The following is a 23232-nucleotide window of genomic DNA, read 5'->3' on the forward strand; positions in this document are numbered from 1 at the left end:
CTATATCAAATGTACAAAACTATTGTAAACAGGAAGGGGTTTCTATTCAATGAAAATTACAGCTATTCATCTTTACGCAATTCGTTTACCGCTTCGCAATCCGTTTGTTATTAGTTATGGCTCTTATTCTGATATGCCCTCTATTATCGTCAAAATGGAAACAGATGAAGGTATTATCGGTTACGGTGAAGGCGTTGCTGATGATCACGTCACAGGTGAATCATGGGAAAGTACTTTCCATACTTTAAAACATACGCTAACCCCTGCTCTAATCGGGAAAAATCCAATGAATATCGAAAAAATACACGACATGATGGACAATACAATTTACGGTGTTCCAACAGCGAAAGCCGCAATTGATATTGCTTGTTTTGATATAATGGGCAAAAAACTAAATCAACCTGTATATCAATTAATTGGCGGGCGCTACCATGAAGAATTCCCTATCACTCACGTTTTAAGTATTGCCAATCCAGAAGACATGGCTGAAGAAGCTGCTTCTATGATTCAAAAAGGTTACCAATCTTTCAAAATGAAAGTTGGTACGAATGTAAAAGAAGATGTGAAACGTATTGAAGCTGTACGTGAACGTGTAGGAAATGACATCGCGATTCGCGTTGATGTAAACCAAGGCTGGAAAAATAGCGCGAACACATTAACAGCACTGCGTTCATTAGGACATTTAAACATTGACTGGATTGAACAACCTGTTATCGCGGACGATATTGATGCCATGGCTCATATTCGTTCTAAAACAAACCTCCCGCTTATGATTGATGAAGGATTAAAAAGTTCTCGTGAAATGCGCCAAATTATTAAATTAGAAGCTGCTGATAAAGTAAATATAAAACTAATGAAATGCGGCGGCATATATCCAGCTGTAAAGCTCGCTCATCAAGCAGAAATGGCAGGCATTGAATGCCAAGTGGGATCAATGGTCGAATCATCTGTTGCCTCTTCCGCAGGATTCCATGTCGCTTTCTCAAAGAAAATCATTACGAGCGTAGAGCTAACAGGGCCATTAAAATTCACAAAAGACATCGGAAACTTACATTACGACGTACCATTCATTCGCTTAAACGAAAAGCCTGGACTCGGCATTGAAATAAACGAAGATGCACTACAAGAACTCACCGTCTTTCAGGACATTGTACGCTAAAGGAGGACTAACGCATGACAGTTCTATACAAAGGAACATTAAAACAAAATAACAATCCATTTCACGTTACATTACTATCACTAGAGCACATCGAACAAATTTTATCACTACAAAACATCGTAGTTGAAGCACTAGAAGATAAAAGTCGTTTACAACCACTCTCACAAGAAGAATTTCAATACATTCTAAAAGGAAACGGCATGATGATCGGTGCTTTTATCGAAAACAAACTCATCGCATTTCGCGCTCTACTCGTCCCTCCTATCGACGATGAACATTTAGGGCTTGATATTGGTCTATCAGAAAGTGAACTGCACCGCGTCATCTATCAAGAAATCTCAAACGTTCATCCGAACTGCCGAGGAAATGGGATGCAAAAAATATTAGCGAAAGTCATTATGGAAGAATTGCAAAAAGAAGACAGCAAATATGATTACGTATGCTGCACCGTTGCTCCTTTTAACATTCCGAGTTTGAAGGATAAGTTTGCGCAAGGGATGGAGATTGCTGCGCTGAAGGAAAAGTATGGTGGTAGTCTGCGGTATGTTTTTGTGAAGGAATTGCGTGAAGACAAGAAAAGAGATTGGACGGATGTTCAAAGTATTCTAATGAGTGATGCTAGTGGACAGCAGGCTTTGCTTTCGGAGGGGTATCGTGGGTATGAGATGGGGAAAGTTGATGAAGATTTTGTTGTGAAGTTTGGGCGATAATCTATATACTCGAAAAGAGGAGATGTCTGCTGTGACATCTCCTTTTACTTTCTCTTCATTGAACATATCGATTGCAACTCCAAATATATCGGCGGTTTTCGAAATATATCGGCGCAACTCCAAATATATCAGCGATTTTCGAAATATATCGGCGCAACTTCAAATATATCAGCGATTTTCGAAATATATCGACTTACCGACAAAGATTGACAATAATTGCAACCTATACAAAGCGCAACATTAAACCGTCATCTTCCAACTAGATAAAGCTAACCAGTTCTCCATTTCCTTATAATCGGGCATGATTTTCCCGACAAGACGCCAAAACGATCGATCATGATTTAAATGAACCATATGACACATTTCATGAACAACTACATAGTCAATTACTCGCTGTGGTGCCATTGCTAGCTTCCAATTGAATGTTAGTTGTAAATTCGAATCGCAAGTACCCCAAGTACGACTACTATCTGTAATACGAATAGAACGTGGTTTTGTTTTGAAATTACTTTGATGCGCTTTAATACTCTTCTCTACTAAAGATTTACACTGCTTATAGTAAAATCGTTTTAAAGCTTGTTGTATTTTCTCATCCTTAAGCTCTTTCACATAAATATGTAACTTATCCCCTTTAAATACTGCGTTGTCTTGCTCAATGCTTGCATCTTGGGAAATCTGTATCGGATACGTATTCCCTAAATACAAAAAGCCTTCTCCTTGATCATAATCCTTTTCCTGTGGTCCATGCGCTCGCTCCTGCATTTCTTTACGTGTTGTCTGAATCCAACCCCACTTCTCTTCTAGCAACTGGACTAAGTATTCAACAGGTGTCCCTTTCGGAGCCTGTATTTCTACATTTCCATACGAATCTACAAAAAGACGCACGGACTTTTTCTTCTTATAAGTTATATGAAAATTAATTGTCTCACCTAAATATGTATGTACCATTTCATCACCTAGCATAGTATTTTTACAAATAAAAAAGAGTAGGATACGAACGTCCTACTCTACCTATTATATCATTTACTGCTTTAACGAACTCATTATCCTCTATACTTTACACCTAATCCCTTAATGAAATTCCTTGCGTATCTATCGCCGCACTCTTTGTAATTTTTATGACCTTTTTTTCTTAATAGAGCGCCTAACTCTCCTTTTGTTACCGTAACGCCCACGCTATCTAATATATCAAGTACATCCTCACTCGTTAAAGATAGTGCGATTTTCATTTTCTTTAGAAGAAGGTTATTGGCACTCTCCTTGCTCTGTACAGGTGCAGGCTGCCCTGGTTTCGGATCTTGCTTTCCTCTTTTTAAAGTAATAAATCCATTTAAAAATGCCTCTAACATCATCATATCGCATGTTTTTACGTACTCATCTTCAGCTACCTCATCATTTTCAGCTTCGTGCTGAGGAGCTCTCTTTATTTTTGTAAGCATATCAACTACGTCTTCTTTCGTTACTTCCATCCCGCCAAGTTTAAAGATTTCTACCATATCTATATCTTTTATATCTAAAGCGTATCGTACTCTTTTTAATATATCGTTGTTGCTCATTGCCATTGGGTTTCCTCCTGAAATGTTGATTATTTATTCAGCGGTTAAAGTTTATGCTATAACCTGCTTTAAATTATCATGTTTAATCTAGCCTTTTAGTTATTGTCCACTAAATTAATACTTTAACATTTTAAAGATATGTTTTATAGTCTTACCCGAACTTTTCTCTATCATTGTATCTACAGAGCTCTTACATGTTTTTTATATGCCTATAAAAAGATTTCTCTCTTAACATTAACTAAAAGAAAAAAACAGTGTTTTGATTTCTCAAATACACTGTTCTTTTCCAGCTCTGCACTTATTTTCAACTCACTCATGTCATGCACTACATATGAAATGATTTAAGTGCTTAAAAGTTAAACCGTCTCACTATCCTGAGCCTCACCAACACTATCCTCAAACTTATCCAACAAAGCACGCACCTCATCCGTCGACTTCGTACTCATCAATTGATTTCTCAATTCCGCAGCTCCTGGGAAGCCCTTCACATAAATTTTGAAGAAGCGGTGAAGCCCTGTGATTGAGCGTGGCAGTACTTCTGCATATTGATCTTGTAAATCAAGTTGTAGTCTTAAAAGATCTAGATGTTCTTTACTGCTATGTTCTCTTGGCTCTTTTTCAAAAGCAAATGGGTTTTTGAAGATGCCTCGTCCAATCATTACGCCATCAATGCCGTATTTTTCAGCAAGTTCCAGCCCCATTTTACGATCAAGGATGTCTCCATTGATTGTTATTAACGTATTTGGTGCAATGCGGTCACGTAATTTTTTGATTTCCGGAATTAGTTCCCAATGCGCATCTACTTGGCTCATTTCTTCTCTTGTGCGTAAATGAATAGAAAGGTTTGCAATATCTTGTTTGAAAATGTGCGTTAACCAATCTTCCCACTCGCTTAACTCTTTAAAGCCAAGTCTTGTTTTTACGCTGACAGGTAGTCCGCCCGCTTTTGCTGCTTGAATAAGTTCTGCTGCAACGTCTGGACGTAGAATAAGGCCACTACCTTTCCCTCTTGATGCTACATTCGGTACTGGGCAACCCATATTAATATCGATGCCTTTAAATCCTAGTTCTGCCATACCGATACTCATTTGACGGAAGTATTCGGGATTGTCTCCCCAAATATGTGCTACCATCGGCTGTTCGTCTTCTGTAAAAATTAAACGGCCACGTACACTTTTCATACCTTCTGGATGACAATAGCTATCCGAGTTTGTAAACTCTGTGAAGAATACGTCTGGACGACCAGCTTCACTTACTACGTGACGGAAAACAACGTCTGTCACATCTTCCATTGGTGCAAGTACGAAAAATGGTCGTGGTAATTCACGCCAAAAATTATCTATCATTTCAAATTCAAATCCTCTCACTATGAATACAATTTCAAAATCTAAATTTATAATTTGTGAAAATCAGCAATATTTATTTTAACTAAAATCGCTTATGAATGGTATTTTTGTAAACCAAAAAGCAGATGGTATAGATTTCCCCTATATCAACTGCTTTCCTATTATACCAACTTAAGCCAAGCCACACACTCCACATGCGTCGTATGCGGGAACATATCAACAGGTTGTACTTCCTGTGTTTTATATCCGCCTTCTTCTAGTACTTTTAAATCACGTGCTAATGTTGCTGGGTTACACGATACGTATACGACGCGGTTTGGCTTCATGTCGATGATTGTATTTAGTAATGCTTCGTCACAGCCTTTACGCGGTGGGTCTACGACCATTGTGTCGGCGATTACGCCTTCTTTGTACCATTTTGGAATAACTACTTCAGCTTCTCCTACGCCAAATTCAGCGTTTGTCATGTTGTTTAGTGCTGCGTTTCGGTTTGCGTCTTCAATTGCTTCTGGGACGATTTCAACGCCGTACACTTTTTTCGCTTTTTGCGCTAGGAATAACGAGATTGATCCGATTCCACAATAGGCATCGATTACTGTTTCGTTACCATTTAATTTTGCGTATTCTAACGTTTTATCGTAAAGCACTTTCGTTTGCTCTGGGTTTACTTGATAGAATGAACGTGCTGAAATCGCAAATTTAATGTCACCGATAAAGTCATAAATATATTCTGATCCGTACAGTACTGTCGTTTTATCTCCGAAGATTACATTCGTACGCTTCGTATTTACGTTTTGAACGATTGATTTTACTTCTGGGAATTTCGCTGCAATTTCTTCAATGATTGCTTTTTTGTTCGGTAATTCTGCTGTACGTGTAATGAAGACAAGCATAATTTCCCCTGTTACTTGTCCGTAACGAGCCATTACGTGACGAAGTGTTCCTTTGTTACGCTCTTCGTTGTACGCAGTGATACCGTGCTTTTCACAAATACGTTTTACTTCTTGAATTAATGTATCGTTTTCTTCTGCCTGAATTAAGCATGATTCCATATTAATGATGTCATGCGTTCCTTGGCGATAGAAACCAGCTACAAGTCCGCCTTCACGTTCTCCGATTGGTACTTGTGCTTTATTGCGATATACCCACGGATTTTCCATGCCAAGTACAGGATGAACAGGAACATCACCTAGTCCTCCGATACGTTGCATAACGTCACGTACTTGTTTTTCTTTCGCTTGTAATTGTCCTTCATAAGTTAAGTGCTGAAGCTGACAACCGCCGCACTGATTATATACTGGACATTCAGCATCTTTACGATATGGACTTTCTGTATGAAGCTTCATTAAACGACCAAATGCGAAGTTTTTCTTCACTTTAATAATTTTAATTTGCGCTTCTTCACCTGGTAATCCGTTTTTAACGAAAATAGGATAGCCCTTTACTTTCGCAACACCGGCACCATCATGTGTTAAATCTTCAAATACTACATCTATAAACTCGTTTTTCTCAACTGGTGGCGTCATTTTAGTACTCATTTTCCGACCTCTCTTTTTCATAACACTGCGTTACATTTTATCATACTTATATGGTCTTTTTCTATTGGAAGAAAAAAAGCTATTGACGATAGTTCTCTGTTAATGTTACGCTACTACTAATTTAATACGGACGATGTTACCTCATATATACTTGATAATATGGATCGAGAGTTTCTACCCGGCAACCTTAAATTGCTGGACTATGGGGAAAACTAATGAATATTAGCCTATGCGCAAAAAAGGACTCATATTGATTAGCTTTCTCTCATAGATGAAAGTGAATCCATATGGGTCTTTTTTTATTTTTATTTTTCTAAAAGGTCAGACATCTTACGTATGACATAAAACCTCATTCCTTTATTTTTAGTAATATAACGAGCGTTTTATGTACAAACTTTATACGAACTTCTGAAAGGGGCAACTACATGCAATATGTAATGAGCATTATCGGTATTTTTGCCGTGTTAGGTTTATGTTTTGCTTTGTCAAACAACAAAAGTAAAATCAACTTCCGTGCAATTGCAATTATGATTGGTTTCCAAATTTTAATCGGTTGGTTTATGTTTGCTACAAAGATTGGTCAACAAATCATTATTTTCATTAGTAAGGTTTTCAACAAACTAATTAAACTTGGTACGACAGGTGTCGATTTTCTCTTTAATGGAATTCAAAGAGATTTTGTCTTTTTCTTAAACGTATTATTAATTATCGTATTTTTCTCAGCACTACTTTCAATCTTTAGTTATTTAGGTGTTTTACCATTCATCGTTCGCGTTGTCGGCGGTGCAATTTCAAAAATTACTGGTTTACCACGCGTTGAGTCATTCCATGCAGTAAACTCTGTATTCTTCGGTTCAAGTGAAGCGTTAATCGTTATTAAAAACGATTTACAGCATTTCAATAAAAACCGTATGTTTATCATTTGTTGTTCTGCGATGAGCTCCGTTTCTGCTTCTGTTACAGCATCATACGTAATGATGTTAGATGCAAAATACGTACTAGCAGCTCTTCCGCTAAATTTATTCTCAAGCTTAATCGTTTGTTCGTTATTAACACCAGTTGATACGAAGAAAGAAGATGAAGTGATTCAAAAATTTAATAGAACTCTATTCGGGGACAGCTTTATCGGTGCAATGATTAACGGTGCGCTTGATGGTTTAAAAGTAGCTGGTATCGTTGCCGCATTAATGATCGCCTTTATCGGTGTGATGGAAGTTGTAAACTACGTAATTAGTGCAGCTTCAGGCGCAATGGGACATGCCATTACTTTACAACAAATCTTCGGTTACGTACTTTCTCCATTCGCATTCTTAATGGGTATTCCAACTCAAGATATTATCCCAGCTGGTGGTATTATGGGTACGAAGATTGTTTTAAATGAGTTTGTAGCAATCCTTGATTTAAAAGACACAGCTACAACATTAGCTCCACGTACAGTTGGAATCGTTACAGTATTCTTAATTAGCTTCGCAAGTATTAGCCAAATTGGTGCAATCGTTGGTACAATCCGTGCCCTTTCTGAAAAACAAGGAAGCGTTGTTTCTAAATTTGGTTGGAAAATGCTATTTGCATCAACACTTGCTTCTATTTTATCTGCGACAATCGCTGGATTGTTTATTTAATAAAAAATCACCTTACTTTAACGAGTAAGGTGATTTTTTTGATTCTTTATGAAACCGAGTGAAATTCAACTGCTTCTTCTGTATTGATAATCCTATCTTTATATATACCCTTTATTGAAATGTAAATGATAGATTTGTTTATGTTTTTTAACTTTCCTAATGAAAAATGATAAAGCAATCCATTACTTTTTAAAGTCCACATCTTCCCACTACATGGACCAGTAGCTTTTTGTTCATCCGACGCCTTGATTTCACCTTCATATTCGCATTCTCCCAAAGGAGTTTTAATTGTATTCTTCTCTGTATCAATTCGAATATTTTTAATTAGATTCAAATTTTCATCAGAGAGAATTTGAATTTCATGATCTTTCTTTTTAAAAAAGAGTTTTCCGTCTTTGGTATTTATATATTCTGCATTATCCATTTTATCTATCATAAAATCATATTCTTCTTTTGTAATACCTAAGTTTTGATGATAAGGAAACGTTTTTTTCGGTATAATTTCTTCTTCGGCATACTTCAAATACCAATCTAAATTATTTGTAATACTATCGCTCATTTTATTTCCGATTTTCTCTAATTTCTCTTTTATCTCATAAGGAAATTCAAGTGTCATAATATCCGCCGTCACTTCCGCATTCATAAGATGCGATGGAATATACTCTTCCACGCTATTCGCTTTACTCACTTCACTTTGACAACCAACTATAAATAGCGATATGAAAAAGATATATATTATTTTTTTATATTTCATTTCTATTCTCCACTCCATACATTATTCTTACTTAGTTTTATAGCGGTTTTCATTATAGTATAAAATCTTTATATTTTAATAAAAATACATATCCTTATGCAAAATTGCATATTAATATGTATTCTTCTTACTTTAAAATTAGCTTAAATAACTTTCCAAATTATACAAATAACAAGTTTAAAATGTTATAATTTTCAAAAAAAAAAAAACCATTGGAGGATATTATGAAAGCTCACGCAATTTTCGATTTCTTACATTTACTAGTCTTAACGCTGAAAAGCTATTATGTATGGGGAATGCCTATCTATGTCTTCATTATTCCTCTTATCTTTGTAGTCGGTTATATTATTATTAATTCTAATAAGAAACAAAAAAATACATCTATTCAAAGTCACTAATCTATTACATTAATAACCTCCTAAAAATCATATTCCCCTCATTTTCTTCAAATGATATGATGAACAAGGGTATATCCCCACCACTCTTATAGCGGTGGGGATTTTAATGTAAATATGCAACATACTACACAATAGAAGGTGATTTTTATGAGAAAATACGCAGCAATTGCTTTATGTACGTCTGCCATTCTAGCAGGCTGTAATACTAACAATGTAAGTCCAGAACCTAAAAAAGAGAAAACGGCTCAAGGGATTAAGAAACAAGAAGAGACTGTGCAAGAACAAGGTAAAATCTCACATAATTCAGTTACACACGAATCTACAAACACAAGTATTCATATTACAGACATAAAAGATTCTTTAAATGAAGTACAATATAAAATTTGGCGCACAGCTGATGGCAAGGAAAGTGCTAAATCTTTTTCTTCTAAAGAAAAAGAGAAACAATTCACACTTCCTTTTGATATAAAGGAATTTGAAGGAAAACGCGGTGAGTTCCAAATTGAAGCAACAGGAATGAAAGAAGATGGGAAAACAATCCCGCTTACGAAATCTACTATTACTTTCGAACAAAAGGTTCCTGTTCTTATGTATCACGCAATTGATGATTATCATGGTCAAGGCATTAAAGATTTATTCGTATCACCAGCTAACTTTGAAGCACAAATGAAACATTTAAAGGACAATGGTTATACGCTTTTAACGTTTGAACGCTGGGGCGATATAAATACAGTAAATAAACCGATTTTCGTTACATTTGATGACGGTATGAAAAATAATATGAATGCATTTCGCATTTTACAAAAGCTAAAAGATGATACTTTTAAACCGGCAGCAACAGAATATATGATTGTTGATAACGTTGATGTAGAAGGAGCATTGTCTACTTCTGAAATAAAAGAAATGGTTGATTCCGGCATTTTCTCGGTGCAATCTCATACTGCAACACATGCAGACTTACCGAAAATTACAAACTATGAGGAAGAGTTAAAAGGTTCAAAAGAAAAGCTAGAAAAAATAACAGGTAAGCCTGTTATCGCGATTGCTTATCCATTCGGTCATGTAGATGATAAGGTTGTTGCAGAAACGAAGAAGTATTATCAATTTGCGACGACGACAAAGCCTGGGCAATTCATTACGAAGGGTGAACCTGATGAATTGTTAAAGATGAAGCGCGTTCGTATACACCATACAACGACTGTAGAGCAGTTTGCTTCTTCAATTAAGTAAATATAAGGGCTCAATACATTTTGAGCTCTCTTTTTACTTTATATTTATATATATTTTTAGAATTTTCTTGTATTATATATAGTAAGAAATCTTTCAAATTAAAGGAGATTATACATATGTCATTTGAACAAACGTTAGAGAAATATGCTGCTCTTGCAGTTAATGTTGGTGTTAATATTCAACCTGGACAAACTTTATCAATTAGTGCACCTCTTGAAGCTGTACAATTTGTACGCCTCGTTACAGAAAAAGCATATAAATCTGGTGCAAAACACGTATATGTAGATTGGAATGATGAGACGTTAACACGCTTAAAATTCGATCTAGCTCCTGAAGAAGCTTTCGCTGAATTTCCATCTTGGAAAGCACATGCTCGTGAAGAATTAGCAAAAGAAGGCGCTGCATTTATGTCTATCTATGCGGAAAACCCTGATTTATTAAAAGGTGTAGAACCATCGCGTATCGCAACAGCTCATAAAGTAGCTGGAGAAGCAATGAAAGTATACCGTGATTACGTACAAGCAGATAAAGTAAGCTGGTGTGTCATTTCTGTTCCTACGAAAGAATGGGCTGCGAAAGTATTCCCTGACGTAGCGCCAGAAGAACAAGAAGCAAAGTTATGGGATGCTATTTTCAAAGCTACTCGTGCTGATTTAGAAAATCCTGTAGAAGCATGGAAAGAACATGATGAAACATTACATACAAAAGTGGATTACCTAAACGAAAAGCATTATAAAGCTCTTCACTATACAGGTCCTGGAACAGATTTAACAATCGAACTTCCAGAAAAACATGTATGGGCTGGTGCTGGTAGCTTAAATGAAAAGAACGTACCATTTATGGCTAATATTCCAACTGAAGAAGTATTTACAATGCCACTTAAAACAGGTGTAAATGGCCAAGTTTCTAGTACAAAACCGTTAGTATTTGCAGGTAATATTATCGATAATTTCACGTTAACATTTGAAAACGGACGTATCGTAGACTATAAAGCTGAAGCTGGTGAAGAAGCTTTAAAACATTTAGTAGAAACAGATGAAGGTTCTCACTTCTTAGGGGAAGTAGCTTTAGTACCTCATGACTCACCAATTTCAAACACAAATGTTTTATTCTACAATACACTATTTGACGAAAATGCATCTTGCCACCTTGCGATTGGAAATGCTTACGCATTTAACTTAGTTGGCGGAAAAACAATGTCTAAAGAAGAACTTGCTGAAAACGGCGCAAACGCTAGTATTACACACAACGACTTCATGATTGGATCAGCTGAGCTTGATATTGACGGTATTACTGCTGATGGCAGACATGAACCTATCTTCCGTAAAGGTAACTGGGCGTTTTAAATTTATTACCATAAAGAAACACATTGGATAATCCAATGTGTTTCTTTATTTATTTGGTTTCAATTCAAATTTTATTGTTCTATTTTCACGCGTAAACTCTGGTCTATACGTAGCGATATACGTATTTTCTTTCGCTACGTCAAATAGCATGATATCTTGAATTTTTTCTTCTGGTGCTAACTTTTTACTAATAAAGCTATCAGGGTTATTATATTCTTTAAATCTTGTACCTTTCTTATCGGTAATCTCAAATTCATAAAATGCAAAAGGTATTTCCTTTTTACTATTATTTTCTACTTTGAAAATAATCCCCAAAATCTCCTCTTTCTTTTTATCCTCATCATAATCCGGATATCCTAATTTAACTGAATCGATAGTTACTTGCAAACCATCTACGTCTACTGTCTCCCCTATTTTATACACTTTATCTTGAACATCTTCTTGTTTACTTTCATTACTATCTTTAGTCTCAGTGCAAGCACTTAAACTAAAAGCTATGCCAAAAATTAAAACAATTTGACTCACCTTTTTTAACATACTCTTTCCCCCACATAAGACAATATTTCATATGTATCATAACAAAATACTTTACGCTTTCTTGTCATATTTTGTCGTATTAATTGCTAACTGCACAAATAGAAAAAAGCTATCTTCTACAAAAGATAGCTTTCATGATGCCGATGAAACCTTAAGCCCAATGACACCCAAAACAATAAAAAGAATACAAAATGCTTGAAATAAACTAATATGCTCTTTAAAAAAGTACACACTAATGATTGTAATAAGTAATGTTCCAACGCCAGACCAAATAGCATAAGCAATACTTAAATGAATCTTTTTCACAACGATGGCGAACACGCTGAAACAAATTCCATAAAACACGAAAATCAGTACACTTGGAACGAGCTTTGTTAAACCATTTGATAGTTTCATCGCAATTGTTCCAGCTACTTCAAAAATAATTGTAACAAGTAATAATAGCCAATATACCATACTAGAATCTCCTTCTCTGTTACCTTATAGAGATTCTAGTATACTACTTATAGTCCCAATGAAATATATTTAATTTCTAAATATTCCTCGATGCCGAAATGGCCTCCTTCACGGCCGATACCACTTTCTTTAAATCCACCGAATGGTGCTTGTGCAACTGATGGAAGACCGTCGTTTAGACCGATAATACCGTACTCTAACGCTTCACTAATTTGGAATGCTTGGCTAATGTCTTTCGTGAAAATATACGCAGCTAAACCGTATGGTGTATTATTTGCACGTTCGATTACTTCATCAACTGTTTTGAATTTCGCAACTGGTGCCACTGGCCCAAATGTTTCTTCATTCATACAAAGCATCGTATCATTTGCCAACCCAATTACAGTCGGTTGAATGAAATGTCCCTCTAACTCTGCGACCTTTTGACCACCATATAAAACTGTTCCACCTTTTTGAATAGCATCTTCAATATGTTCTTGTACTTTTGAAACTGCATTCTCATCAATAAGTGGCCCAACAGTCGTTCCGTCACCGAAACCGTCTCCTACTTTCAACTGCCCTACTGCCTTTTGGAACTTCTCTACAAATACTTCGTATACTTCTTCTTGAACGAATACTCGGTTTGTACATATACACGTTTGTCCTGCGTTACGGAATTTCGAACCAATCACCGCTTCTACTGCTTTATCTAAATCTGCATCATTCATTACGATAAACGGAGCGTGACCACCTAACTCAAGTGAAACTTTTTTCATCGTTTGCGCCGCACTAACCATTAACTCTTTCCCAATTTCCGTTGACCCTGTAAAGGACACTTTTCGAACGCGACTATCTTCCATCCATGTATCAGCAATTGCTTTTGCACTACCTGTTACGATATTGATTACGCCCTTTGGAATATCTGCTTCATGGGCTAATTCCGCTAATTTCAATGCAGTTAGCGGCGTTTGACTTGCCGGTTTCACAACGGCTGTACAGCCTGCTGCAAGCGCTGGGGCTACCTTTCTCGTAATCATAGCAGCTGGGAAGTTCCAAGGTGTAATAGCTGCCATAACGCCAACTGGTTGCTTCATAACTAAAATACGTTTATTCGGATGAGAAGCAGGAATCATTTCACCGTATACGCGTTTTCCTTCTTCTGCATACCATTCAACAAAGCTATTTGCATAATTCACTTCACCAAGTGCTTCTGCAAATGGCTTTCCTTGTTCTCTCGTCATGATTGCTGCAATCTCTTCTTTATTTTCATCAATAAGTGTGAACCATTTTTTCAACTTCACTGCACGGTCTGCTGCTGTTAACTTAGACCATGATTTAAAAGCTTCATGGGCCGCATCAACAGCTTGCTTTGCCTCTGTTACTCCGCCCTTTGGTACCGTCGCAAATATTTCCTTCGTTGCTGGATTATTTACTTCGATTTGTTCTTGCAATGTAATCCACTCACCATTTATATACATCGCCTTTTTCTCTACATTTACAAACGTCGCCTTTTTATCCAATGTTTTCTTCCTCCTCTATGAACTTCTTAATTTTCCTAGTAGCAGCAGATTGACTAATTTGCAAAAACTCAGCTACTTTATAACTTGATCCATACGTTTTATACGCTTTAAGAATAATATTTCTCTCTACCTCTTCCAGCATTTTATAAAGGCTTTGCCCCGATTGTTCAACTGCAGCCTCTTGCATAGAGAGTGGCAAATCCTCTACCGTTACAACATCATCGACAGTAATAACAATTCTCTCAATTACATTCTCTATTTCTCTATTGTTTCCTTCCCACGGATATCCAACAAACATTTGTAACGTACTCGGCGCTAGTTTCACATCACGTCCGTACTTTTTATTAAATTGCTGCAAGTAATGATAAATAAGCGGCAAAATATCTTCTGTTCTTTCCCTAAGCGGGGGAATTGCAATTGGAATGACATTCAAACGATAGTATAAATCTTTCCGAAATGTTCCTTGTTTCACCATCATACTTAAATCTCTATTTGTTGCCGCCACAATTCGGACATCCACTTTTTTTAATTCTCTTCCGCCTATAGGACGAAATGTTTTTTCTTGCAATACTTGCAAAAGCTTCGCTTGAATTTCAAGCGGCATTTCACCGATTTCATCTAAAAAAAGAGTTCCTTTATGCGCGGATTCTAATAGTCCCTTTTTCCCTTCACGATTCGCACCTGTAAAAGATCCACCTGAATATCCAAAAAGCTCTGATTCAATTAAATTAGTTGGCAATGCCGCACAATTAATTTCATAGAAACTTTCATTCTTACGGTGACTCACTTCATGTAAATGGCGTACTAATCGACTTTTCCCAACTCCAGTCTCGCCTAAAACGAGAACAGTACTATCCACTACAGATACTTTTTTGATTGTATCGACTATTTTTTGCATAGCTAGACTTTTAAAAATAAGTCCTTCATGCTCATATGTTTCTCTTAATTCTTTTTTATATGTTTTTAGCTGATTATCCATTTCCTCTACCTTTTGACGTAATTGATAGAGTTCAGTAAGGTCCCGAGAATAACTAATCACTCTTCTTAAATTTCCCTCATCATCAAAAACAGGCCTTGTACGAACGTGTAAATACTCTCCTGATTTTGTAGTTTGAACGAGTTCAATTGGCCTCTTTCTTTCAATCACTTCTAATGTCGCTGATGGATAAAAGATTCCATCCTTTTGTAGTTCTTTTACATGCTTACCAACTAACTCTTCGGCAGCTAGTTGGTAGTGCCTTTCACATGTACTATTTACACGCACAACGATCCCTTGCTCATCTGTAACAAAAATTTCGTCAAACGCATATTCAAATACATCTTTTAAATCCATTAACACTCGTTCCTTTTCTGCAACCATCCTAGCCACCCCTAACTTCAAATCCATCGATCCACTTCACTACCTTTATTATAAAGTGAATTTTCTGCATTTAATATAGAGTCAGCTAGAATGTTTGCTATTTATACTTCATTTTTTAAACGCGAGCGATGTTTGTTTGCTCATAACAAGCTTGCAATGATTCTTCAATTATTGTTAATCCTTCTTCAAGTTGCTCATCTGTAATAACTAAAGGCATTAACACACGGATAACATTTCCATATGTTCCTGCTGATAATAACAGTAACCCACGCTTATTTGCTTCTGCACATAGATTAGCCGTTAACGTTTTGTCAGGTGCTTTCGTCTTACAATCTTGAACGACCTCAAATGCACACATTGCACCTAACCCACGCACATCGCCGATGCAATGATATTTATTTTTCATCTCTTCGAATCGGTTCATTACGACTTTTCCTAATTCTATCGCTCTATCATTTAATTTCTCATTTTCTATTACATCGAGAACAGCTAATGCAGCCGCACATCCTAGTGGACTTCCTGCATACGTTCCACCAAGTTCACCTGGTGCAGACTCATTCATAATTTCTTTACGTCCAATGACACCACTTATCGGTACACCAGCACCTAACGATTTAGACACTGTAATTAAATCTGGAACGACATCATAGTGATCAATTGCAAAATATTTTCCTGTACGACTAAAGCCTGTTTGTATTTCATCCGCTACAAATAAGATGCCGTTCTCTGAACAAATGCGGCGTACTTCTTGAACAAATTTCTTACTTGGGACGATAAATCCACCTTCCCCTTGAACAGGTTCCATTACAACAGCTGCAATTGTTTCTGGTGCTACTTCCGATATGAAGAAGTTCTTAAACTCTTCAATAATAAAATCATCATACTGCTCTTCCGTTAATCCCTCTGGGCGACGGTATTCGTATGGAAATGGTGCTTTATATACTTCTGGAGCAAAGGGACCAAACCCAAATTTATATGGCTTCACTTTACTTGTCATCGTCATTGTCATTAATGTACGCCCGTGGAAACCTTTAGAAAATGCGATAATACCAGGTCTCTTCGTATATTTACGAGCGATCTTCACCGCGTTCTCAACTGCTTCTGCACCACTATTTAAAAAGAGGACTTGCTTATCGAAACTTCCTGGTGCCAATGCCGCAAGCTTTTCCGCTAATTCAATATATGGCTCATACATCATGACATTAAATCCAGTATGAATGTATTGATCGACTTGTTTATGGAGCGCTTCTTTAACCGCTGGATGACAATGCCCTACGTTAATTGTCCCGATTGCTCCTGCAAAATCAATGTACTGATTACCATCAACATCTGTTACAAGAGCACCATTTGCAGATTGTACAAACGTTGGGATGCCGTTACTTACTCCTTTTGGTACTATATTTTGACGGCGTTCTAATAAAGATGCCGCTTTCGGTCCTGGAATTTGTTCATTTACTTTAGCAAATTTTTTTGTGTTCATTGCGTACCCCATCCTTTTCTTTACATTGTTTTCTCTTTTTATTGCAAAATGTATGCCAACTTTCTTTTCTAGCATTTATCCTATATTCTTTGTATCCAGGCATAAAAAATAAGTCTATAAAGACTCATTAAGAGTCTTTATAGACTTATTTTCCTTACACATTAGACTTTTCTTTCTCCCAGAAAAACTCACCCGATTGAGAAATAAACTCTCCAACAGAATCTAACACTAAATCAGCAAGTGGTTCTAATGTTGGACGGTCTCCCGTACCAGATAGCACCCCAATTGCATAGCAATCGCCATTTTTGGCTAAATGTAAATCAGTTGGCGTATCTCCAACAACCGCAACCTCACATGATGCTAAATTAAATTTCTCACAAAACACTTCTATAATCTTTTTATCTGGTTTTTGCGCAGGGAATGTATCCGAGGCTATAATATAATCAAAAAAGTTCTCCAACTTATATTGTCTTAAAAATAATTCTGTTGGTGCGAAATCATCCGCCGTGACAACCCCTAATATAAATCCTTTATCTTTTAATGCCTGTAACACTTTCGGTAAATCTGCTGTCATTTTCATATGCGAACGATGCTCATACATAAGGGAAAATAACTTCTCACTTACCCAATGATGCATCTCTTCTTCTCTAGCAGACTCAATATAATTACAAAGCCCCTTCGCTACATCAAGGCTTGTTCCAGCAGCTATTGCACTCCTCGGATTAACAAATGCTCCCTCTACACCAATCTCTTCTAATAAGGTCTGCCGCATTGTACTTGGTAAATGATATAAACTTATACATTCAGCTACAAGTTCTTCAGCTACTTTTATCCATATTGAATGAAAATCCATTAATGTCCCATCTTTATCAAATAATATCGCCTTTACCTTCTCCATAGCACCCTACCTCTCATTTCTTATCTCTTCCAGTGTATCAATAAAGTATGGATGTAAAATAAAAGAATTGTAAAAATACCATAAAAATCAAACTAACTCCCAATTTACAATTCATTTTAACAAAGTAAAAAGGATGCCTTTACAGGGCATCCTCTTGATGTTCAGGAACAAATAGTTCTAAACAATGATATATATTTTCGAATTCCATCGGTGCATCTCCACCATACTCACCATCTAAATTAATCATTAGTTTATCTGGTGAATGTACTTTAATTCGGTTCGCTTGTGTATATAACACTTTTGGATTATTAATATGTTCACCACGTTGTGCTTGTGTTGCTGCTTTAATTAAATCAGCGATAGAACCTTTTTTCAGTACTAATAGGTCAAATAACCCATCGTTAATAGATGCATACGGTGCTACCTTTTCAAATCCACCTACTGAACGGGTATTCGTAATTAAAAACATCGTAATTTCTTCTTGTAGTAACTTTCCATCATACTCAATTTCAACATATGTCGGATGCAATGATGGTAACATCTCGATACCTTTTAGGTAATAAGCAAGTTGTCCTAATACTGTCTTTAACTTACTCGGTACTTCGTATGTTAATTCTGTAATACGACCGCCACCAGCGATGTTAATAAAATATGTATCGTTCGCTCTACCAAGGTCTAATGGCACTGTTTTTCCTTCGCAAATAATATCTGCTGCCTCTTCAATAGAACGAGGTACACCAATTGCACGTGCAAAGTCATTTGTCGTTCCAACTGGAATAATTCCAAATTTCGGACGGAATTCATGCCCAACTAAACCGTTTACTACTTCATTTAATGTACCGTCGCCACCAGCCGCAATAACAACATCAAACTTACGATCCGCAGCTTGCCTCGCCGCCACAGTAGCGTCTCCAGGACCCGTTGTCGCATGACAAGATGTCTCATAGCCAGCTTGTTCTAATTTTTGTAATACTTCTGGTAAGCTCTTCTTAAATAGCTCACGCCCCGAAGTAGGATTATAAATAATTCTTGCTCGCTTCATCATTTATTAGCACAGGAAATTTCTTTATGTATCGAAAAAGAACATACTGAACTTCTATTCAGTATTCCCATGCCTACCTCCTCTCATCTTGCTATCCTTCTTTTATCCCGCTCAAACAGGCAGTAAGAACCCGATTCGTGTAGTCCATCAAAAGTAAATATTCATTTCAATGGTTTTTTATTTGACTCCAAAATTTATCCCGCTATTTGCGGGCAGTAAATGCCCGATTGGTGAGGGCTAATAATCAATGGTGGATGAACCTCCTACTGATTAAAGTTTCACTTTATTTCTATCCATTCTTCCATAAAAATTTACATATAACGAATAATAACTATCTATTATTTCATGAGATGAAAAAAACCTCTATGTTTAGATTTATCATTATTCCCACCTTTTTGCAACTATCATACCATAGTTGCTATACAAACATTTTTCCACTTTTGACAGTTAATCAAACGTTTGTTTAAACGATTTTGTCTCATTTAAACAAACGTTTGATTAACCTAGAAAAACACCCATGTACGGGTGTTTTTCTGCTTAATCTTTAAAAGTCACTACTATTATCGCTTATTAATCTCTTCAAGTAAGATTTTGTTAACAAGCGGTGGATTTGCTTGTCCTTTTGTAGCTTTCATAATTTGACCAACTAAGAAGCCAATTGCACGGTCTTTACCGTTTTTAAAGTCTTCGATAGATTGCTCATTATTATCAAGAATTTCTGTTACAACTTTACGAAGTGTACCCTCGTCAGAAATTTGAACAAGACCTTTCGCTTTAACGATTTCTTCTGGGTCTCCACCTTTTTCAATTAATTCGTTAAATACTTTCTTCGCGATTTTAGAAGAAATTGTACCTTTTTCAATTAATTGAACCATTTTAGATAAACCAGCAGGCGTTAATGCAACGTCTTTTAATTCTTTTTGTTGTTTGTTTAAGTATGCAAGTACTTCACCCATTAACCAGTTCGATGTTAATTTCGCATCAGCACCGTCTGCAACAGTTGCTTCAAAGAAATCAGACATCTCTTTCGTTAATGTTAACACGTGTGCATCATAAGCTGGTAAGCCTAATTCTGCAACGTAGCGAGCTTTACGTGCATCTGGAAGTTCTGGAATAGAAGCTCGAACTGCTTCTTTCCACTCATCATCGATGTAAAGTTCAACTAAGTCTGGCTCCGGGAAGTAACGGTAATCGTCAGATCCTTCTTTCACACGCATTAAGATTGTTTTCTTTGTTGCTTCATCATAACGACGTGTTTCTTGTTGGATGATGCCACCAGATAACAGTTCTTTTTCTTGGCGCACTTGCTCATGCTCAAGACCTTTTTGTACGTAAGTGAATGAGTTTAAGTTTTTCAGTTCCGCTTTTGTACCGAACTTCTCTTGTCCAACTGGACGAAGAGAAATGTTCGCATCACAACGTAAGGAACCTTCTTCCATCTTACAATCAGATACACCAGTGTATTGAATGATTGATTTTAACTTCTCTAAGTATGCATATGCTTCTTCTGGCGTACGCATATCTGGCTCAGATACGATCTCGATTAAAGGCATACCTTGACGGTTGTAGTCTACTAATGAACCATCAGCTGTATGCGTTGATTTACCAGCATCTTCTTCTAAATGAAGACGTGTAATACCGATACGTTTCTTTTTACCGTCTACTTCGATTTCAATCCAACCATTTTCACCAATTGGCTTATCAAATTGAGAGATTTGGTAAGCTTTCGGGTTATCTGGATAGAAATAGTTTTTACGGTCAAACTTCGTTTCCGTTGCGATTTCACAGTTTAATGCCATTGCAGCTTTCATTGCAAAGTTAACTGCTTCTTTATTTAAAGTAGGAAGTACCCCTGGGTATCCTAAGTCAATTACACTTGTTTGTGTATTTGGCTCCGCTCCGAATTCTGTTGGACTCGCAGAGAAAATTTTCGAATTTGTTTTTAACTCAACGTGAACCTCTAAACCAATAATTGTTTCTAAATTCATCTATGCTCGCCTCCTTACAGACTTGCTTTTTTTGTATGATAGTCTGTTGCTTGCTCAAACGCATGTGCAACGCGGTAAATTGTCGCTTCATCGAAGTGTTTACCAATGATTTGTAGACCAAGTGGCATGTTGTTAGCACCGAATCCACATGGAACAGAAATCGCTGGAACACCCGCTAAGTTTACTGGGATTGTTAAAATGTCATTTGCATACATTGTCATTGGATCATCAACTTTTTCGCCCACTTTAAATGCCGGAGTTGGCGTTGTTGGTCCAATAATAACATCATAGTTAGCAAATACATTTTCAAAGTCGTTTTTAATTAATGTACGTACTTGTTGTGCTTTCTTGTAATATGCATCATAGTAACCAGAGCTAAGCGCAAATGTACCAAGCATAATACGACGTTTAACTTCATCACCGAAACCTTCACTACGTGTGTTTTTGTAAAGATCTAATAAGTTATTTACATTATCAGAACGAACACCGTAACGCACGCCATCAAAGCGTGAAAGGTTCGCAGATGCTTCAGAAGAAGATAGTAAGTAATACGTTGCTAGAGCGTATTTAGAGTGTGGAAGCGATACTTCCTCCCAAGTTGCGCCCATACCTTCTAATACTTTTAAAGCAGCTAGTACTGACTCACGAGCTTCTTCGCCAACACCTTCGCCTAAGTATTCTTTCGGTACAGCAATGCGTAAACCTTTAACATCGCCTGTTAAACCAGCTAAATAGTTTCCAACTTCAACGTTTGCAGAAGTTGCATCCATGCGGTCAATACCTGAAATAGCTTGTAATAAGTATGCATTGTCTTCTACTGTACGTGTAATCGGTCCGATTTGGTCAAGTGAAGATGCGAATGCTACTAATCCGTAACGAGATACGCGTCCATAAGTTGGTTTTAAACCTACAACACCGCAATATGCAGCTGGCTGACGGATAGAACCACCCGTATCAGAACCTAGAGAGAATAGTACTTCTCCTGCTGCTACAGCTGCTGCAGAACCACCACTAGATCCGCCCGGAACGTAATCTAAGTTCCATGGGTTTTTCGTAGCGTAGAATCCTGAGTTTTCATTTGAAGAACCCATTGCGAACTCGTCCATGTTTAATTTACCGATTGTAATTGTGTCAGCAGCTTTTAGCTTTTGCACAACTGTCGCATCATAAATTGGATCGAAGTTTGCTAACATTTTGCTCGCACAAGTTGTACGAAGACCGTTAGTTACAATGTTATCTTTTACACCAATTGGCATACCGAATAATAAACCATTATCTTCAGCGCCGATTTTTGCATCTAATTCTTTCGCTTTTGCGCGTGCATTTTCTTCATCTAATGTAAGAAAAGCTTTTACGTTATCTTCAACATCCGCAATACGTTTGTAAGATTCTTCTACTAAATCCGTAACGGAAATTTCTTTGTTGTTTAACTTCTTATGTAACTCTGATACTGAATGATCAAATAATGACATCGAAATTCCCCTCCTCTATTCTAATACTGCTGGAACACGGATTTGATTATCTTTGTGATCCGGTGCATTTTTTAATACTTCTTCGACTGGTAAACCTTTTTCTGGTACATCTTCACGCATAACATTTTTCATAGTTAATACATGAGTTGTTGGTTTTACATCTGTTGTATCTAATTCATTTAACTGTTCTGCAAATGTAACAATTGCATCTAGTTGTTTTTGAAATTTTTCTGCTTCTTGATCAGTAATTGCAAGACGTGCTAAATGTGCTACGTGCTTTACATTCTCAACGGAAATTCTTGACACGGCTAGGCCACCTCCATAATATATCGTTCAATCTACAATACTATTGATGATACCAAATTTTCAGTACTTCAAGCAAGTCAACACAGAGTACTTACGCCATTTTTACATAAAAAAAGAAAGGCAAATGCCTTTCTTTACAATTTACTCTTTATCTAACGGTTTATTTTTCGGAAATCTCTCGTTATCTTCTTCATTATCACGAATTGTTTTTTGTAATACAAAACAAGACATCGTTAAAAATAATGTTCCAATTAAATAGTATCCTTTTACACTAAGCGTTTCATCTAACGTATAAATCCCAATTAGCATACCTGAAATCGCACAAACAAATGAAGTCCATGCTAAAAACGTGAACGCTTGCGTATTACGTCTTCTCATCGTTCTCCCCCTCGTTAGCTGCATACCCATTATAGATAAGTATATTTACCATGATGGATTTTTATGTAAATTCTCGTTTTATATTTATAAATCTATCATAAAAGAATACTATTTTAAAGAAAGTTTTCTGCCTAATCTGAAAAAACAATTAAAATCA

22 protein-coding genes and 1 riboswitch are annotated in these 23232 nt (G+C 36.6%); of the genes, 6 read left to right on the top strand and 16 right to left on the bottom strand.

Translation table 11 applies throughout. From position 1 onward, the window contains the following. Window positions 1-49 precede the first annotated feature (49 nt). Together AB6801_RS22330 and AB6801_RS22335 are read left to right on the top strand one after the other, a co-directional pair. Entirely contained in the window at window positions 50-1159 is a 1110-nt protein-coding gene (locus AB6801_RS22330) for a mandelate racemase/muconate lactonizing enzyme family protein (RefSeq protein ID WP_097999058.1), read from the top strand. 14 nt (window positions 1160-1173) lie between these two features. Then, window positions 1174-1869: an N-acetyltransferase gene (locus tag AB6801_RS22335; RefSeq protein ID WP_097999059.1), complete on the top strand. Its 696-nt coding sequence runs from the start codon at window positions 1174-1176 to the stop codon at window positions 1867-1869. A gap of 240 nt (window positions 1870-2109) precedes the next feature. On the opposite strand, the gene AB6801_RS22340 is transcribed toward AB6801_RS22335, so the two are convergent. From AB6801_RS22340 to rlmD, 4 genes are all read right to left on the bottom strand, one after another. Further along, window positions 2110-2817, bottom strand: a complete 708-nt coding sequence (locus tag AB6801_RS22340) for a M48 family metallopeptidase (protein WP_000233735.1) — start codon at window positions 2815-2817, stop codon at window positions 2110-2112. 95 nt (window positions 2818-2912) lie between these two features. After that, a complete protein-coding gene (locus AB6801_RS22345; protein ID WP_001251702.1) occupies window positions 2913-3431 on the bottom strand; it encodes a YehS family protein in 519 nt (172 codons plus the stop codon). 350 nt (window positions 3432-3781) lie between these two features. Beyond that, window positions 3782-4771, bottom strand: coding sequence for a tRNA dihydrouridine synthase (locus tag AB6801_RS22350; protein ID WP_000566706.1), 990 nt, complete (start codon window positions 4769-4771; stop codon window positions 3782-3784). Between the two features lie 161 nt (window positions 4772-4932). Beyond that, on the bottom strand, window positions 4933-6309 hold the full coding sequence (gene rlmD, locus AB6801_RS22355) for a 23S rRNA (uracil(1939)-C(5))-methyltransferase RlmD (protein ID WP_065224767.1): 1377 nt from the start codon (window positions 6307-6309) through the stop codon (window positions 4933-4935). Window positions 6310-6430: 121 nt separating this feature from the next. Then, a riboswitch (purine riboswitch) is annotated at window positions 6431-6532 on the top strand. Window positions 6533-6734: 202 nt separating this feature from the next. Between rlmD and AB6801_RS22360 the strand changes: the two genes are divergently transcribed. Further along, a complete protein-coding gene (locus AB6801_RS22360) occupies window positions 6735-7931 on the top strand; it encodes a NupC/NupG family nucleoside CNT transporter (RefSeq protein WP_097999061.1) in 1197 nt (398 codons plus the stop codon). Between the two features lie 46 nt (window positions 7932-7977). Here the strand turns inward: AB6801_RS22360 and AB6801_RS22365 are convergent, their stop codons facing one another. Then, entirely contained in the window at window positions 7978-8685 is a 708-nt protein-coding gene (locus AB6801_RS22365; RefSeq protein ID WP_097999062.1) for a hypothetical protein, read from the bottom strand. Between the two features lie 224 nt (window positions 8686-8909). Here AB6801_RS22365 and AB6801_RS22370 point away from each other — a divergent pair, with 224 nt between their 5' ends. From AB6801_RS22370 to AB6801_RS22380, 3 genes are all read left to right on the top strand, one after another. Next, window positions 8910-9083 carry a hypothetical protein gene (locus AB6801_RS22370; RefSeq protein WP_000643592.1) on the top strand — a complete coding sequence of 58 codons (174 nt, stop codon included), beginning with the start codon at window positions 8910-8912 and terminating at the stop codon, window positions 9081-9083. Window positions 9084-9230: 147 nt separating this feature from the next. Then, window positions 9231-10313 carry a polysaccharide deacetylase family protein gene (locus tag AB6801_RS22375; protein WP_001233709.1) on the top strand — a complete coding sequence of 361 codons (1083 nt, stop codon included), beginning with the start codon at window positions 9231-9233 and terminating at the stop codon, window positions 10311-10313. Between the two features lie 116 nt (window positions 10314-10429). Further along, complete coding sequence (locus AB6801_RS22380; RefSeq protein WP_000007357.1) at window positions 10430-11659, top strand: aminopeptidase; 1230 nt, start codon at window positions 10430-10432, stop codon at window positions 11657-11659. Between the two features lie 45 nt (window positions 11660-11704). Here the strand turns inward: AB6801_RS22380 and AB6801_RS22385 are convergent, their stop codons facing one another. The 11 genes from AB6801_RS22385 to AB6801_RS22435 all read right to left on the bottom strand — a co-directional run bounded on the left by AB6801_RS22385 (window position 11705) and on the right by AB6801_RS22435 (window position 23075). Next, a complete protein-coding gene (locus AB6801_RS22385) occupies window positions 11705-12196 on the bottom strand; it encodes a DUF4352 domain-containing protein (RefSeq protein ID WP_000915105.1) in 492 nt (163 codons plus the stop codon). A 132-nt stretch (window positions 12197-12328) separates the two neighbouring features. Further along, entirely contained in the window at window positions 12329-12652 is a 324-nt protein-coding gene (locus AB6801_RS22390) for a DMT family transporter (protein WP_000263262.1), read from the bottom strand. A 47-nt stretch (window positions 12653-12699) separates the two neighbouring features. Beyond that, window positions 12700-14151, bottom strand: a complete 1452-nt coding sequence (gabD, locus tag AB6801_RS22395; protein ID WP_097999063.1) for an NADP-dependent succinate-semialdehyde dehydrogenase — start codon at window positions 14149-14151, stop codon at window positions 12700-12702. Beyond that, complete coding sequence (locus tag AB6801_RS22400) at window positions 14144-15511, bottom strand: sigma-54 interaction domain-containing protein (protein ID WP_000225151.1); 1368 nt, start codon at window positions 15509-15511, stop codon at window positions 14144-14146. The genes gabD and AB6801_RS22400 overlap by 8 nt, the downstream gene beginning before the upstream one ends. A 115-nt stretch (window positions 15512-15626) precedes the next feature. Continuing rightward, window positions 15627-16991, bottom strand: coding sequence for a 4-aminobutyrate--2-oxoglutarate transaminase (gene gabT, locus AB6801_RS22405; RefSeq protein WP_002102677.1), 1365 nt, complete (start codon window positions 16989-16991; stop codon window positions 15627-15629). Between the two features lie 154 nt (window positions 16992-17145). Next, window positions 17146-17889: an HAD family hydrolase gene (locus tag AB6801_RS22410; RefSeq protein ID WP_000416668.1), complete on the bottom strand. Its 744-nt coding sequence runs from the start codon at window positions 17887-17889 to the stop codon at window positions 17146-17148. A 139-nt stretch (window positions 17890-18028) separates the two neighbouring features. Then, window positions 18029-18934: a diacylglycerol kinase gene (locus AB6801_RS22415; protein WP_000977679.1), complete on the bottom strand. Its 906-nt coding sequence runs from the start codon at window positions 18932-18934 to the stop codon at window positions 18029-18031. A 557-nt stretch (window positions 18935-19491) separates the two neighbouring features. Continuing rightward, window positions 19492-20919: an Asp-tRNA(Asn)/Glu-tRNA(Gln) amidotransferase subunit GatB gene (gene gatB / locus AB6801_RS22420; protein ID WP_001047685.1), complete on the bottom strand. Its 1428-nt coding sequence runs from the start codon at window positions 20917-20919 to the stop codon at window positions 19492-19494. Between the two features lie 14 nt (window positions 20920-20933). After that, window positions 20934-22391, bottom strand: a complete 1458-nt coding sequence (gene gatA, locus AB6801_RS22425) for an Asp-tRNA(Asn)/Glu-tRNA(Gln) amidotransferase subunit GatA (RefSeq protein ID WP_000051441.1) — start codon at window positions 22389-22391, stop codon at window positions 20934-20936. A gap of 15 nt (window positions 22392-22406) precedes the next feature. Next, a complete protein-coding gene (gene gatC, locus AB6801_RS22430) occupies window positions 22407-22697 on the bottom strand; it encodes an Asp-tRNA(Asn)/Glu-tRNA(Gln) amidotransferase subunit GatC (protein WP_000086999.1) in 291 nt (96 codons plus the stop codon). Between the two features lie 141 nt (window positions 22698-22838). After that, a complete protein-coding gene (locus AB6801_RS22435) occupies window positions 22839-23075 on the bottom strand; it encodes a YiaA/YiaB family inner membrane protein (protein ID WP_001254391.1) in 237 nt (78 codons plus the stop codon). Window positions 23076-23232 lie beyond the last annotated feature (157 nt).

It is taken from the genome of Bacillus sp. RCC_6_1 (genome assembly GCF_041360755.1).
Taxonomy (GTDB): domain Bacteria; phylum Bacillota; class Bacilli; order Bacillales; family Bacillaceae_G; genus Bacillus_A; species Bacillus_A cereus.